The organism is Mycobacterium sp. ELW1 (assembly GCF_008329905.1).
In the GTDB taxonomy this organism is placed as follows: domain Bacteria; phylum Actinomycetota; class Actinomycetes; order Mycobacteriales; family Mycobacteriaceae; genus Mycobacterium.
Window position 1 is genome coordinate 801,981 of sequence record NZ_CP032155.1, and the last position, 14,296, is coordinate 816,276.

Annotated in this window: 16 protein-coding genes; 11 read left to right on the top strand and 5 right to left on the bottom strand. The window is 66.0% G+C overall.

Annotated features, from left to right (window positions below; genetic code table 11):
• The first annotated feature begins 77 nt into the window (after nucleotides 1-77).
• The 4 genes from D3H54_RS03600 (at nucleotide 78) to D3H54_RS03615 (ending at nucleotide 4,441) form a co-directional block, all read left to right on the top strand.
• Complete coding sequence (locus D3H54_RS03600) at nucleotides 78-893, top strand: acyl-[acyl-carrier-protein] thioesterase (protein ID WP_149377901.1); 816 nt, start codon at nucleotides 78-80, stop codon at nucleotides 891-893.
• A gap of 260 nt (nucleotides 894-1,153) precedes the next feature.
• Nucleotides 1,154-2,440, top strand: coding sequence for an isocitrate lyase (gene aceA / locus D3H54_RS03605; RefSeq protein WP_115319047.1), 1,287 nt, complete (start codon nucleotides 1,154-1,156; stop codon nucleotides 2,438-2,440).
• 72 nt (nucleotides 2,441-2,512) lie between these two features.
• Nucleotides 2,513-3,367 carry a 3-hydroxybutyryl-CoA dehydrogenase gene (locus D3H54_RS03610; RefSeq protein WP_149377902.1) on the top strand — a complete coding sequence of 285 codons (855 nt, stop codon included), beginning with the start codon at nucleotides 2,513-2,515 and terminating at the stop codon, nucleotides 3,365-3,367.
• A 198-nt stretch (nucleotides 3,368-3,565) separates the two neighbouring features.
• The gene (locus D3H54_RS03615; RefSeq protein WP_149377903.1) at nucleotides 3,566-4,441 is read left to right on the top strand and encodes a cyclopropane mycolic acid synthase family methyltransferase; all 876 of its coding nucleotides are present in this window, start codon (nucleotides 3,566-3,568) and stop codon (nucleotides 4,439-4,441) included.
• Nucleotides 4,442-4,444: 3 nt separating this feature from the next.
• On the opposite strand, the gene D3H54_RS03620 is transcribed toward D3H54_RS03615, so the two are convergent.
• Nucleotides 4,445-5,302 (bottom strand): polyphosphate kinase 2 family protein, encoded by an 858-nt coding sequence (locus D3H54_RS03620; RefSeq protein WP_149377904.1) that lies wholly within the window; start codon nucleotides 5,300-5,302, stop codon nucleotides 4,445-4,447.
• A 22-nt stretch (nucleotides 5,303-5,324) separates the two neighbouring features.
• Nucleotides 5,325-6,707, bottom strand: a complete 1,383-nt coding sequence (locus D3H54_RS03625; protein ID WP_149377905.1) for a hypothetical protein — start codon at nucleotides 6,705-6,707, stop codon at nucleotides 5,325-5,327.
• A 194-nt stretch (nucleotides 6,708-6,901) separates the two neighbouring features.
• On the opposite strand from D3H54_RS03625, the gene D3H54_RS03630 reads away from it, so the two are divergent.
• Nucleotides 6,902-7,819: a DUF4344 domain-containing metallopeptidase gene (locus D3H54_RS03630; protein ID WP_432246480.1), complete on the top strand. Its 918-nt coding sequence runs from the start codon at nucleotides 6,902-6,904 to the stop codon at nucleotides 7,817-7,819.
• Here the strand turns inward: D3H54_RS03630 and D3H54_RS03635 are convergent.
• Complete coding sequence (locus D3H54_RS03635; protein WP_149377906.1) at nucleotides 7,812-8,510, bottom strand: TetR/AcrR family transcriptional regulator; 699 nt, start codon at nucleotides 8,508-8,510, stop codon at nucleotides 7,812-7,814. The genes D3H54_RS03630 and D3H54_RS03635 overlap by 8 nt on opposite strands.
• 109 nt (nucleotides 8,511-8,619) lie before the next feature.
• Between D3H54_RS03635 and D3H54_RS03640 the strand changes: the two genes are divergently transcribed.
• From D3H54_RS03640 to deoC, 6 genes are all read left to right on the top strand, one after another.
• Nucleotides 8,620-9,954: a DUF445 domain-containing protein gene (locus D3H54_RS03640; RefSeq protein WP_286199098.1), complete on the top strand. Its 1,335-nt coding sequence runs from the start codon at nucleotides 8,620-8,622 to the stop codon at nucleotides 9,952-9,954.
• Between the two features lie 92 nt (nucleotides 9,955-10,046).
• Nucleotides 10,047-10,439, top strand: coding sequence for a helix-turn-helix domain-containing protein (locus D3H54_RS03645; RefSeq protein WP_036343176.1), 393 nt, complete (start codon nucleotides 10,047-10,049; stop codon nucleotides 10,437-10,439).
• A 64-nt stretch (nucleotides 10,440-10,503) separates the two neighbouring features.
• Nucleotides 10,504-11,115 (top strand): heparin-binding hemagglutinin, encoded by a 612-nt coding sequence (locus D3H54_RS03650; protein ID WP_149377907.1) that lies wholly within the window; start codon nucleotides 10,504-10,506, stop codon nucleotides 11,113-11,115.
• A gap of 53 nt (nucleotides 11,116-11,168) precedes the next feature.
• Nucleotides 11,169-11,444, top strand: a complete 276-nt coding sequence (locus D3H54_RS03655; RefSeq protein WP_172507268.1) for a DUF2516 family protein — start codon at nucleotides 11,169-11,171, stop codon at nucleotides 11,442-11,444.
• Between the two features lie 23 nt (nucleotides 11,445-11,467).
• Nucleotides 11,468-11,860: a DUF2599 domain-containing protein gene (locus tag D3H54_RS03660; RefSeq protein ID WP_149377908.1), complete on the top strand. Its 393-nt coding sequence runs from the start codon at nucleotides 11,468-11,470 to the stop codon at nucleotides 11,858-11,860.
• Entirely contained in the window at nucleotides 11,860-12,543 is a 684-nt protein-coding gene (gene deoC, locus D3H54_RS03665; protein ID WP_149377909.1) for a deoxyribose-phosphate aldolase, read from the top strand. Before D3H54_RS03660 ends, deoC begins: the two co-directional genes overlap by 1 nt.
• Here deoC and D3H54_RS03670 read toward each other — a convergent pair.
• Both D3H54_RS03670 and D3H54_RS03675 read right to left on the bottom strand, forming a co-directional pair.
• Complete coding sequence (locus tag D3H54_RS03670) at nucleotides 12,540-13,475, bottom strand: LmeA family phospholipid-binding protein (protein WP_432246481.1); 936 nt, start codon at nucleotides 13,473-13,475, stop codon at nucleotides 12,540-12,542. The genes deoC and D3H54_RS03670 overlap by 4 nt on opposite strands.
• Nucleotides 13,472-14,293: a carbon-nitrogen hydrolase family protein gene (locus D3H54_RS03675; RefSeq protein ID WP_149377910.1), complete on the bottom strand. Its 822-nt coding sequence runs from the start codon at nucleotides 14,291-14,293 to the stop codon at nucleotides 13,472-13,474. The genes D3H54_RS03670 and D3H54_RS03675 overlap by 4 nt, the downstream gene beginning before the upstream one ends.
• Between the last annotated feature and the right edge of the window lie 3 nt (nucleotides 14,294-14,296).

Sequence of the window (14,296 nt, forward strand, 5' to 3'; positions counted from 1 at the left end):
AACGCAGGCTGGTTGGCATCAGGGAAGGCCTTTGGCATGATCGCGCTGGGACGGGATGGGAGAGGACGACAGACCAGATGACCACCAACACCACCGGCACCGGATTGGCGAAGGTGTTGATGCCGGTTCCCGATCCGCACCCCGATGTGTTCGACCGCGAATGGCCGCTGCGCGTCGGCGATATCGACCGCGTTGGCCGGTTGCGTCTGGACGCGGCCTGCCGCCATATCCAGGACATCGGCCAGGACCAACTCCGCGAGATGGGCCACGAGGAAACGCATCCGCTGTGGATTGTCCGGCGCACCATGGTCGACCTGATCCGCCCGATCGAGTACCCGGAGATGCTGCGACTGCGGCGCTGGTGCTCGGGGACCTCGAACCGCTGGTGTGAGATGCGGGTCCGTATCGACGGACGTAAGGGCGGGTTGGTTGAATCCGAGGCCTTCTGGATCAACATCAACCGGGAGACCCAGGGGCCGGCCCGCATCGCCGATGACTTTCTGGAGGGCCTGCAGCGCACCACCGATGTGAAACGGCTGCGCTGGAAGGGCTATCTGAACGCCGGCTCCCGGCACGACGCCAACGAGATCCGCGCGTTCCCCATCCGCGTCAGCGATATCGACCTCTTCGACCACGTCAACAACTCGGTGTATTGGAAGGTCGTCGAGGAGTTCCTGGCGCCGCTGACGGAGCTGTTCGAAGCGCCGCTGCGGGTCACCATCGAACACGATGCGCCGGTCGCGTTCGGCGACAAGCTCGAGATCCTGCTGCATGTGTATCCGCCGGGCTCCACCGACAAGTTCGGTCCGGAGCTCGCGGATCGCACTGTTAGAACGCTCACATACGTCGTCGGCGAAGAGGTCAAAGCCGTCGCATCGATCTTCGCGCTCTGACCGTCGCCGGTTTAACAGTACGGGCGTACTGACCTGCGAGAATCTGCTACTGAACGGTAACTTCTGAACCGGTTCAGCTGTCGACTGTCTTCGCAACCTTCGCAGGGTTACCGCTCGGGTTGGCGAAAATTGGCACTCTTAATGGCTTGAACTGCGCTAATGGTGCGAGGCATGCTCGACTCAGCACACCAGCCATGCTGCGTTGACGTTAACAACTCGAGTGTCCGTCAAGGTGGCCAGTCGATCCGAAGGAGCAGGCGATGTCCAACGTTGGCCAGCCGAAGAGCCCAGAAGAAATCCAGAAGGACTGGGACACCAATCCCCGCTGGAAAGGGATCACCCGTACCTACACCCCGGCCGACGTCGTCGCGCTGCAGGGCAGCGTCGTCGAAGAGGCCACCCTGGCCCGCCGCGGCGCCGAGGTGCTGTGGAACCAGCTGCACGACATGGAGTTCGTCAACGCGTTGGGCGCGCTGACCGGCAACATGGCCGTCCAGCAGGTTCGGGCCGGCCTGAAGGCCATCTACCTGTCGGGTTGGCAGGTCGCCGGCGACGCGAACCTGTCCGGCCACACCTACCCCGACCAGAGCCTCTACCCGGCCAACTCGGTGCCGCAGGTCGTGCGCCGCATCAACAACGCGCTCATGCGTGCCGACGAGATCGCCAAGGTCGAGGGTGACACCTCGATCGAGAACTGGCTCGCCCCGATCGTCGCGGACGGCGAGGCCGGCTTCGGTGGCGCGCTGAACGTCTACGAGCTGCAGAAGGCGATGATCGCCGCCGGTGTGGCCGGTTCGCACTGGGAGGACCAGCTGGCCTCGGAGAAGAAGTGCGGCCACCTCGGTGGCAAGGTGCTGATCCCGACCCAGCAGCACATCCGCACCCTCACCTCGGCCCGCCTGGCGGCCGACGTCGCCGACGTCCCCACCGTCGTCATCGCCCGTACCGATGCCGAGGCCGCCACGCTGATCACCTCCGACGTCGATGACCGCGACAAGCCGTTCGTCACCGGTGAGCGCACCGCCGAGGGCTTCTACCGGGTGAAGAACGGTCTCGAGCCGTGCATCGCCCGCGCCAAGGCCTACGCGCCGTACTCCGACCTGATCTGGATGGAGACCGGCACCCCGGACCTGGAGCTGGCAGCCAAGTTCGCCGAGGGCGTCAAGAGCGAGTTCCCGGACCAGATGCTGGCCTACAACTGCTCGCCGTCGTTCAACTGGCGCAAGCACCTGGACGACGCGACCATCGCGAAGTTCCAGAAGGAGCTCGGCGCGATGGGCTTCAAGTTCCAGTTCATCACGCTGGCCGGCTTCCACGCCCTGAACTACTCGATGTTCGATCTGGCCTACGGCTACGCCCGCAACCAGATGAGCGCCTACGTCGAGCTGCAGGAGCGCGAGTTCGACGCCGAGGAGCGCGGCTACACCGCCACCAAGCACCAGCGTGAGGTCGGCGCCGGTTACTTCGACCGGATCGCCACCACCGTGGATCCGACCAGCTCGACCACCGCGCTCGCGGGATCGACCGAAGAAGGCCAGTTCCACTGATCAGCAGCCCCTGACAGCTGACATCAGGCCCCGTCCTTATATTGGGCGGGGCCTGATGCGTGAGGAGACGAAGTGAGTATTGAACGAGTAGGTGTGGTCGGAGCCGGGCAGATGGGCTCGGGCATCGTCGAGGTGTCGGCCAAGGCGGGTGCGAACGTCGTCGTCTACGAGCCGACCGACGCTCTGATCAACTCCGGACGCGACCGCGTCACCTCCTCGCTGGAACGCGCGACCAGCAAGGGCAAGCTCTCGGAAGCCGATCGCGACGCGACGCTCGCCCGATTGACGTTCACCACCGATCTCGCCGATCTGTCCGATCGTCAGCTGGTGATCGAGGCCGTCGTCGAAGACGAGGCCGTCAAAGGCAAGATCTTCGCCCAACTCGACGAGCTCATCACCGACCCCGACGCCGTGCTCGCGTCCAACACCTCGAGCATCCCGATCATGAAAATCGCTGCGGCGACCAAGAATCCGAGCCGGGTGCTCGGCCTGCACTTCTTCAACCCGGTGCCGGTGCTGCCGCTCGTCGAACTGGTCAACACACTGGTCACCTCCGAGGACGCCATCGCCAGGGTGGAGCAGTTCGCCGGTGAGGTGCTCGGCAAGAAGGTGGTGCGCTGCGGCGACCGTTCCGGGTTCGTCGTCAACGCCCTGCTGGTGCCCTACCTGCTGTCCGCCATTCGCATGGTGGAGGCCGGGGTGGCCACCATCGAGGACGTCGACACGGCAATCGTCGCCGGCCTGTCACACCCGATGGGGCCGCTGCGTCTTTCGGATCTGATCGGCCTGGACACCATGAAGCTCATCGCCGACTCGATGTACGACGAACTCAAGGACGCGCACTACGCGCCGCCACCGCTGCTGCTGCGCATGGTCGAGGCAGGACAGCTGGGCAAGAAATCCGGCCAGGGGTTCTACACCTACTGAGCGTGCCGCCGCGCTCGCCGCTTGTGCATTTCCTCCGTTGATTGGCTAGGCTCCTGGGTTTGGTCGGGGGGCCGCGCTCGCCGCTGTGCATTTCCTCCGTTGATTGGCTAGGCTCCTGGGTTTGGTCGGGGGGCCGCGCAGCAAGCTTGCATTTCGCGGCAACCGGCCGTGCACACAATGCGTTGGAGGTAGCTGTCGATGGTCGATGTGGATACGGATCTGACTCCCTATTACGAGGAATCACAATCCATCTACGACGTCTCCGACGACTTCTTCGCCCTGTTTCTGGGCCCGACCATGGGCTATACCTGCGGCTACTACGAGCGCGAGGACATGACGCTCGACGAGTCCCAGAACGCCAAGTTCGACCTCGCGCTGGGCAAGCTCAACCTGCAGCCCGGTATGACCCTGCTCGACGTCGGATGCGGCTGGGGCGGGGCCCTGGAGATGGCGGTGCAGAAGTACGACGTCAACGTCATCGGCATCACTCTGAGCAAAAACCAGTCGGAATTCGCCCGTAAGCGTCTGGCCAAGCTCGACACCAACCGCTCGATCGAGGTGCGGCTGCAGGGCTGGGAAGAATTCGACGAGCCGGTGGACCGGATCGTGAGCATCGGCGCCTTCGAGGCGTTCAAGGTGGAGCGCTACCCGCTGTTCTTCCAGAAGGCCTACGAGCTGCTTCCCGACGACGGCCGCATGCTGCTGCACACGATCTTGGCGCACACCCAGAAGTTCTTCCGGGACAACGGGATCAAGGTCACGATCAGCGACCTGAAGTTCATGAAGTTCATCGAGCAGGAGATCTTCCCCGGCGGGCGGCTGCCCGCCGTCGAGGACATCGAGCAGCTGGCCCTCGATTCGGGCTTCACCCTCGAGCGCATCCACCTGCTGCAGCATCACTACGCGCGCACGCTGGACATGTGGGCGGCCGAGCTGATCGCCAACCGTGACCAGGCCATCGCGATCACGTCGACGGAGATCTACGACCGCTACATGAAATACCTGACCGGCTGCGCCGACTTCTTCCGCCGCGGCATCACCAACATCGGTCAGTTCACCCTGGTCAAGGGCTGACCGTCAGGCCTCGGCCAGCTTCTTCTTCTCCGCCTCGACGTCGAAGTCGGGCGGCGGCCACGTCAGCTTCATTCCTTTGAGCGCCTCGATCAACAGTTCGTTGATGGCAAGCCGGGAATACCACTTCTTGTCACAGGGGATGACGAACCACGGCGCGTAGTCGGTCGAGGTCCGGTCCAGCATTGCCTGATAGGCCTCTTGGTACGCCGGCCACAGCTTGCGCTCGGCGACATCGCCCGGGTTGTACTTCCAGTACTTGTCCGGACGTTCGAGCCGTTCGGAGAGCCGCCTCTTCTGCTCGTCGAGGGAGACGAACATCGCGCATTTGACGATCGTGGTCCCGGAGTCGACGAGCTCCTTCTCGAAGGCGTTGATCTCGTCGTAGCGCGGCTCCCAGACGTCGCGCGGAACCAGTTCGTGCACCCGCACGACCAGGACGTCCTCGTAATGGGACCGGTCGAACACCCCGATGTTGCCTGCCGCGGGCAGCGCTTTGCGAACGCGCCACAGGTAATGGTGGGCGCGCTCCTCCTCGGTCGGCACGCCGAAGCTCGTGTAGTGGATACCTTGCGGATTGCCTGCTCCGACAACGTGTTTCACGGTGCCGCCCTTGCCTGCGGTGTCCATGCCCTGCAGGACGAGCAGCAGTGAGCGGTTGTCGCCGGCGCGGCCGTTGGCGTACAGCATCTCCTGCAGGCCGGCGAACCGCTCGTTGCGTTCGTCCTGCAGCTCCTCCGACCCGTCCTTGCCGTCGGAGTAACCCGGGGTCGAATCGGTGTCGATGTCGGCCACCTTGTCACCCGGACTGAACCGCAGGACCTTGCGCGGCTCATGGGTCCATTGCGACGGCAGATCACTCATAGCCGACGAGACTAACCCGCAATCACCCGCCTGTGCCGCGGCGCCGCGAAACCACCATGAACCCGACCACGGCCAGCGCCAGGACGCCGGCCGCGACGGCCACGCTGATCAGCACGGTCCGGTTCTTGTCGATCCACGACGTCGACTGCGAGGCGGCCGCCAGCTTCACGTTGTATCCGGGCAGCGGCTCCTGGGCCGGACGTTGGATGCCGGGCAGCAGCTGCGTCTGGTTGATGACGAACAACGCTTCGCCCTTGTCGGTCTTCGACCACTCGCCCCAGGCCGGGACCTCTTCGTCGAGCAGCACCTTGGTGGTGTTGTTGACGGTCGGGTCCTTGCCCAGGTCGGTGAGCGACGTCACCCGGAACGGTTCGGACTGTCCCCGGTCGAACTTGACCTGAACCAGCACGTTCTTCTGGGTGTTCACCGGCGCCGGTTTCTGCGGCGGCGCCTGGCCCGGAGCCGGCTGGTAGCCGCCACCGGAGAAGCTGCCCACGGACAGGTTGGTGGCCGGCCCGGACGCCGGACGCGTCATCGCGGTGAAGTTGTAGGTGCCGGCGTTCGGGACGTTCAACGCGGCCCGCTGCAGCGGGGGCACCGTGAAGACCTGGGTGCGGCCGCCGTAGTCGTACAGCACGCTCAGCGGTGTGCGGTACGGATTGGTGAACACCGGACGGTAGAAGCGGTCATAGCTGATCCAGCTCGAATTCCACAGTGTCACTGGGCTACTCAGGGTCATACCGGTGGTCAGGGTCGAGGTGCTCACCGTCGACGAGACCGACTCCTGGTAGGTGGTGACCTCCTCCGAGGTCACCTCGGTGGACGTGGTGGTCTCGACCTCGGAGGCGAGCGCCGTGGTGAGGTCTTCCTGGGATACCTGCGGCTCTGCCGGCTCGGCGAGTCCGCCGGCGGTCGTGGGCTCCTGCGTGCCTCCGCTGGGGGCAGGTGCCGGGGTGCCGGGCGCCTCGTTGGTCCCGCCGCCGCCGGGGGCTTCGTTGCCGCCGGGCTCCGAGGGAGCGCCGCCCGGTTCGTCGTGGGTGCCACCCGATTCGTCATGCGTGTCGCCGGGAGCCGGTTCGGCTCCGCCGGGCTCGTCGTGCGGCCCACCGCCCGGCACGTCGATGCCGCCCGGCTCGTCGTGAGGGGCTCCGGCAGGCGGCTCGACGGCGCCCGGCTCCTGAGTGATTCCGCCGTTTGACGGCTCCTCTGCCCCGCCGCCGGACGGGGCCTCAGGTGCGCTGCCGCCGTCGTCGCCGCCGCTGTAGCTGCTGCCGCCCCCGTCGTCGTCGCCGAACGGGTCCGCCGCACTGACCGCGGTACCAGCAAACAGCGCCGACGTCGATATCGCGACGGCGGCTATCACCGCCGCAGGCTTACGCAACTTTGCGGTGCTGTCGTTGTCCACCCCGGCCTCCCTAGACCCTTATGACGCGAAACCATTCCGCCCGAGGGCATATCTCATAGGCAGCCCCGAAGGATTGTTCTACATGATCCGCGGCGCTTTCACGGGAGGTTGGGTTTCCTGCATTGATGCGAGTCCGTTTTCGGGGCCGGGCAGTTAACATCATTGGGCTTACGTGCGGATGAGTCTCGGGGGGATTGGTGCGGGCACGAACCTCGTTGATCAGTGCAGCGGTGTTCGCATTGGCGGTTGCTGCCGCCGGTTGTGGACACAACAACTCCGCCACATCGACGTCGGAGTCGGTGGTGGAACCGTCGACAGCTCAGGCATCTCCCCAGGCATCGGGACAGCCGGATGTCAACGACAACGGCGTGCCGGACTCCTCGGGCGACGACAAGGACTGGCCGGGCAAGATGACGGCGACCTACGAGGACGCCACCTCGCCGGAGGCGGTGACCGGTCGTGACCTCATCAAGAACGATCATCTGCTGGAGGATCTGGCCGACGGCATCAACGAGTCGCTGAAGCTGCCGTTCGACATCCCGCTGATCGGCAAGCAGTGCGGCACCGCCAACGCGTACTGGAGCCCCGACGCCAAGTCGGTCACCATCTGCTACGAAGACGCCGCCGACGCGTTGGCCATCTACACCAAGGCCGGTGACTCCGACCCGAAGGCCTCGGCGATCAACTCCGAGATCGCGACCTTCTATCACGAGACCGGGCACATGGTGATCGACATCTACGACCTGCCTGCGACCGGGCGAGAAGAGGACGTCGCCGACCAGCTGGCCGCCTACATCCTGCTGGCACCCGGCCCCGACGGGAAGATCGACCCGGAGTCCGTCCAGGCGGTCAAGGACTTCGCCCGCGAGTTCAAGGGATACAGCGACCAGCGGGGCGGCGAGATCGACGAAGGTCAGCTCGCCGATGTGCACACGCTGGATCTGGCCCGGATGTACAACCTCGAATGTTGGGTTTACGGCGCCGATCCCACGGGCAACGCCGATCTGGTGAGCAGTGGCGCGCTGCCGCAAGATCGCGCCGACGGCTGCGAGGACGAGTACACCAAGTTGAGCAGCTCGTGGGGTACCTTGCTCGGCCCGTATCTCAAGTGAGCGGCGGCAGTACCGGCGACGGGTGCGGGCCGGAGTTGAACCTGGCCAGCGAGCCGCCCGCTTCGACAATGCCGCACAGTGCGTTCCAGCACAGCATCGTCAGATAGTCGATCAACTCGTCGCTGCTCATCCGCGGGCTCGACATCCACGAGTGCGTGGCCAACTGAACCCCACCGACGATCAGATACGCCCAGGGCTCGACGCCGCCGGTGTCCATCCCGGCCCGCTGCATGCGCCTGCGCAACACCACCGCGAGCATCCTGGCGATGATTTGCTCCGAGTCGGCGATGACTTTGGTTTTGCTGGCGGAACTGTTTGCCATGACGAATTGGTAGGTCGCAGGCTCGGTCGCCACAGTGTCGACATACACCCGGATGATCTCGCGGGTGAGGTCGAAGCCGTCGAGGTTCGACGACAGGGCGCCGGCCAAGTTGGGGATGAGGGTGGTTTGCGCGAAGCGCATCATCACCGCGGTGGTGAGGTCGTTCTTGTCGACGAAATAGCGATACAGCACGGTCTTCGACACACCGATTTCCGCAGCTATCTCGTCCATGCTGACGTCGCGGCCGCGCTGGCGGACGGCCTCTAGGGCCCCGTCCACCAATTCGGTGCGGCGCTCGACCTTGTGCTGATGCCAGCGTCGCTTGCGACCGTCAGTCTTGGCCCGGCTGCCATCCAGGCCATGGCTCATATTTTGTGCCACTATCGCGGAGTCCGTTCCCCTCGTTCGCAACGATTCTACGGTTTATCCGAGGGCAGGGTCACATTAACTGGGTCGCGGGATAGCGGATGATGTAGGGGTGGCAGCCAAACACCGCCTCCCGGCGTTGCCGACGGAGGCAGTCCGCACAGGTACCTCCCTTGCGGAATCGTTCGCCGGAGCCGACCCGGAGGCGGATGCGCAACGAGCGCGTGCACTGCGCCGGATGAAGGCTGTGGCGCTGAGCTTCCTGATCGGTGCCACGGTGATCTTCCTGGCCTGCCGCTGGGGGCAGTCGCTGGGTGGCCCGGCCTGGATCGGGTACGTCGGTGCCGCCGCCGAGGCCGGGATGGTCGGCGCGCTGGCCGACTGGTTCGCCGTCACCGCGCTGTTCCGCCACCCGCTGGGGCTCAAGATCCCGCACACCGCGATCATCAAGCGCAAGAAGGATCAACTCGGCGAGGGCCTTGGCACCTTCGTGCGGGAGAACTTCCTGTCGCCGGCGGTGGTGGAGACCAAGCTGCGTGACGCCGAAGTCGCTGGGCGCCTTGGTAAGTGGCTATCGGAGCCGTCACACGCCGAGCGGGTGGCCACCGAGGCCGGCACCGTGTTGCGAGTCGTGGTGGAACTGCTCAACGACGACGACATCCAGCAGGTCATCGACCGCACCATCGTCCGGCGTCTCGCGGAACCGCAGTGGGGGCCGCCGGTGGGCCGGGTGTTGGGCCAACTGCTGGCGGAGAATCGCCAGGAAGCCCTGCTTCAGCTGCTGTGCGACCGCGCCTTCCAGTGGGCGCTCAACGCCGGCGACACGATCGAGCGCGTGGTCACCCGCGATTCACCCAGCTGGTCGCCGCGATTCGTCGACCAGCTGGTGGGGGAGCGGATCCACCGTGAGCTCATGGATTTCACCGACAAGGTGCGGCGTGACCCGAACCACGAACTGCGGCAATCGGCCAACCGGTTCCTGTTCGAGTTCGCCAGCGATCTGCAGAACGACGATGCGACGATCGCCCGCGCCGAGGCGGTCAAAGAGCAGCTGATGGAACGCGACGAGGTCACGCGTGCGGCCGAGACCGCGTGGAAGACGTTGAAACGCTTGGTACTTGAGGGTGTGGACGACCCGTCGAGCACACTGCGAACCCGCGTCACCGAGTCGGTGATGCGGATCGGGGAGTCGCTGCGCGACGATGCCGAGCTACGCGACAAGGTGGACAACTGGATCGTGCGCGGGGCGCAGCACCTGGTCGCCCAGTACGGGGCCGAGATCACCACGATCATCACCGACACCATCGAGCGCTGGGACGCTGACGAGGCGAGCCGTCGCATCGAATTGCATGTCGGACGCGACCTGCAATTCATCCGGATCAATGGCACCGTGGTCGGCTCGCTGGCTGGCTTGATCATCTACACAGTGGCGCAATTACTGTTCTGACCTGCGCTAGCATGAGTGCTTGCAAAAGCTAGCACCCCCGCGTAGGGTGGCGTTCGTACGTACCGGACACCCATCGCGACGGGAGGGAACCCATGGCGCAAGACGGCGATCTTCAGGCCGTGGTATCCAACGCCGCGCATGACATCGGTGGTTTCATCAGGGCGCAGCGTGAAGCCGCTCAGGTTTCGGTGCGGCAGTTGGCCGAGAAGGCCGGTGTCAGCAACCCGTACCTCAGTCAGATCGAACGGGGACTGCGGAAGCCGTCTGCGGAGGTGCTGAGCCAGATCGCCAAGGCGCTGCGGCTATCGGCCGAGGTGCTCTATATCCGGGCGGGAATTCTCGAGCCCGGGGAGGCGAGCATGGTGCACGACGCGATCATCGGGGACACCGTGATCACCGAGCGTCAGAAGCAGGTGCTGCTCGATATCTACACCTCGTTCTGTCAGCAGAACGAAGCTGCCCGTGAGGAGCTCATCCCTGAGTAACAGACCAGCAACTGACGAAAACCATTAACGGACAACAACATCCAATCTGAAAGGAGCCACTACGATGGCTGAGAACAACCCCAATGTCGAAGACCTGAAGGCCCCGTTGCTCGCTGCGGTCGGCGCTGCCGACCTGGCCCTGGCCACCGTCAACGAAATCCTCGCGACCCTGCGTGATCGTGCCGAAGAGGCCCGCACCGAGGCCAGCACCCGCGTCGAAGAGCGTCGTGCCGCGCTGACCAAGCTGCAGGAAGACCTGCCGCAGCGCGCCGAGGAGCTGCGCGGCCGGCTGTCCAGCGAGGAACTGCGCAAGGCTGCGGAGGGCTACGTCGAGTCCGCCACCGCGACCTACAACAGCCTCGTCGAGCGCGGCGAGGCCGCCCTGGAGCGCCTGCGCAACCAGTCCGACCTCAAGGACGTCGCCGCTCGTGCCGAGGGTTACGTCGACCAGGCCGTCGAGCTGACCCAGGAGGCCCTGGGCAACGTGTCGTCGCAGACCCGCGCCGTCGGTGAGCGCGCCGCCAAGCTGGTCGGCGTCGAACTGCCGACCAAGGCCGCCCCCGCCAAGAAGGCTCCGGCCAAGAAGGCGCCGGCCAAGAAGGCCGCCCCGGCCAAGGCTGCGGCCAAGAAGGCTCCCGCCAAGAAGGCGCCGGCCAAGAAGGTCACCCAGAAGTAAGCAGAAGCAATTCGTCGTAAGGACAAGACCCGCCTACGCTTGTAGCCGTGATGCTGCAAGGTGTGGCGGGTCTTGTTCTTCAGGTCGTCTTCTGGGCGGTCACCGCGGTGACCATCTATGCGTTCGTCAATGCGGCGATGCAGCGGCCGGATGCCTATACCGCGGCCGAGAAGCTCACCAAGCCGGTCTGGCTGGTGATCCTCGGTGTCGCGGGTCTGCTGTCGCTGTTCCTGGGAGTCACGGGTGTGGCGATCGCCGCCGTGGCCGCCGGCGTCTACCTGGTGGACGTGCGGCCCAAGCTGCTCGAGGTTCAGGGGAAGTCGCGCTGAGCGCTCGATACGGTCTGGCCGCAGTGCTCCTGGCCGTCCCGGTGGGCCTGAGCCTCGCCGCTCCGGCCACTGCCGCGCCCACGCCCGCTCCGCCGTACATCGACCACGTCAGCTGGGCCGACTGGGGAGACCTGAAGAGCCTGCGGGTGTATCCCACGCCGGCCGGCCGCGCGGTGGCCGGTGAATTGCTCAAGCCCCAGACCGACATCGACGAAGCCTGGGGTGAGGTGCTGGCCCTGGCACCCGAGGCCGACCTTCCCGGAATGCGGGGCCAATTCGTCTGCCACTTCCGGTTCGCGGAGTTCGGTCAGCCCGGCAAGAGCAGCTGGAATCTGGAGCCGTGGCGGCCCGTGGTCGACGACCAGACGATGACCGAGGCGGGCTGCAATCCGGGCGGCCTGGAGGAGCCGTTCTGATGCGGACCCGAGGTGAGGTCGCCGCATTGGTCGACCACACGCTGCTCAAGCCTGAGGCCACCGACGCTGACGTGATTGCGCTGGTCGACGAGGCCGTCGAACTCGGCGTGCTGGCGGTCTGCGTGTCCCCGTCGATGGTGTCGGTGGCCGTCAGGGCCGCGAGCACGCATCCGGAGAGCCTTCTCATCGCCGCTGTCGTGGGGTTCCCGTCGGGAAAGCACCTGCCGGCCATCAAGGCGCAGGAGGCCCGGACGGCCGTCGACGACGGTGCCACCGAGATCGACATGGTCATCGACGTCGGGGCCGCCCTGGCCGGCAACATCGACCAGGTGGCGGGCGACATCGCGACGGTCCGGGCCGCGGTGCCCGGCGCCGTGCTGAAGGTCATCGTCGAGTCAGCCGCCCTGCTGAGCCTGGCCGACGAGGGCACGCTGGTCGCGGTGTGCCGGGCCGCCGAAGGGGCCGGCGCCGACTTCGTCAAGACCTCCACCGGATTTCACCCCGCCGGTGGCGCATCCGTGGTCGCGATCGAGATCATGGCGGCGACCGTGGGCGGCCGGCTCGGCGTCAAGGCCAGTGGCGGTATCCGCACCGCCGAGCACGCCATCGCGATGCTCGACGCGGGCGCGACCAGGTTGGGCCTGTCCGGGACGCGAGCGGTGCTCGACGGGTTGTCGGCTTAGACCCCGGCGAAGCAGGGATCCTGCTGGCCGTTGGGGATCGTCGCGTTCTGGGTGACGAATTTGGCCGTGACGCCCTCGTCGGTGACCGCGACGCTGTCGGCGTGAATGCCCATCGGCAGGTTCTTGGTCAGCGTCGACATGAAGGCGTCCAGTGCCGGCTGCACGGTCTCGCGCGGCAGCGTGAAGCCCAGCCCGGTCAGATTCACCACCTGCAGGGTGAGGCCGCCGTTGGAGATGGCCGGCTTGGTGGTGATGGAGCCCATGGCGCTCTGCAGCTCGATCGTGCCGTCCGACGGGCTCGTGCTCACGCCGCTGACCAGGCTGCCGAAGAACGGGATGGCGTTCTGCACGGTCTCCTTGATGCCGTCCTTGGTCCACGCGATCGTGGCGTCCAGCGACCCCATCGTGCCGGCCGAGTTCGCGGTCTGGTCGATCCGGATGTCATCGAGCCAGAGGTCGAGCTTCATGCCCTTGGCCCCTCGAATCTGATTGCCCGCGGTCTGCACGTGGATGTCGCTGTAGTGCCGCGACAGGTGCTGCAGCAGGAAGGGGCGCGCGCCGAACGAGACGTCGGCCTGGTCTTGCACCACGCAGGAGACGGCTCGCGACACCACGGTGTCGGCCTCATGGCGCACGTAGAGTTCGGTGCCCAGCAGTCCGGCGATCACCACGGCCAGCACGATGACCATCACCAGAACGATCGACAGCGGGTCGCGCAGGAAGCCCCGCTTGCCCTCGTCGGGCTCCTCGCCGGGCGGTGTCTGCGACGGCGGCGGCCCATGCGGGATGTGCTGGGTCGGCGCGTCGGCGGGACCGCCCGGTCGGGGGATGTACTCGGTGGGTGTGCCTTGACCCGGGGAGGCGGCCCATGCCGGCGTGGTCGGGTCGCCGGGGCCGACGGGATGATTGGGGCCCTGTGGCGGATTCGTCACCTGGGCGATTCTGCCTTATCAATCTGAGCGAACTCTGAGCGGTTACGCAGCACCGCGAGGGTTTCCCTGGTTGGCGCGACCCGATCGATGTCGATGTCGGTCACCATGAGCTGGGGATCGTCGCCCGCCGCGGCGACTACTTCACCCAGCGGCGAGGCCACCACACTGCCGCCGACACCGGTTGGCGCCTTGGTCGACGTCGCCAGTTCGTCGCCCGGGTAACCCTGGTCGACGGCGGCGACAAAAGACTGCGAGTCCAGCGCGCGAGCGCGGGCCAGCAGGGTCCACTGCTCCAATTTGCCCGGCCCGGCGCCCCACGAGGCGTGCACGGTGATCAGCTGCGCCCCCCGGTCGGCGAGCTCGGTGTAGAGCGCGGGGAACCGAATATCGTAACAGAGGGTGATCCCGACGCCGACGCCGTCGACGGTGATCACGACGGGCTCCCGGCCGGGGGCCACCGCCTCGGATTCAGCAAATCCGAACGCGTCGTACATGTGGATCTTGTGATAGTGCGCGTCGACGTCTGGCCCAGTCGCCAGGATCGTGTTGGTGACCCGGCCGTCCGGGACGGGGGTGAACATGCCGGCCAGCACGGTGATGCCCGCGCTGTGCGCGATGCGGCGCACCTCGTCGGCCCAGGGGCCGTCGAGCGGTTCGGCCACCGGGGCCAGCGGCACACCGAAGCGGCACATCGTCCCTTCGGGGAAGGCCACCAGCCGGGCACCGGCGTCGGCGGCGCGACGGGTGTAGTCCTCGACCAGCTTCAGGTTCACGGCCGGGTCGGTGTCCGAGAGCAGCTGGGCCAGCGCAATCCGCATGCG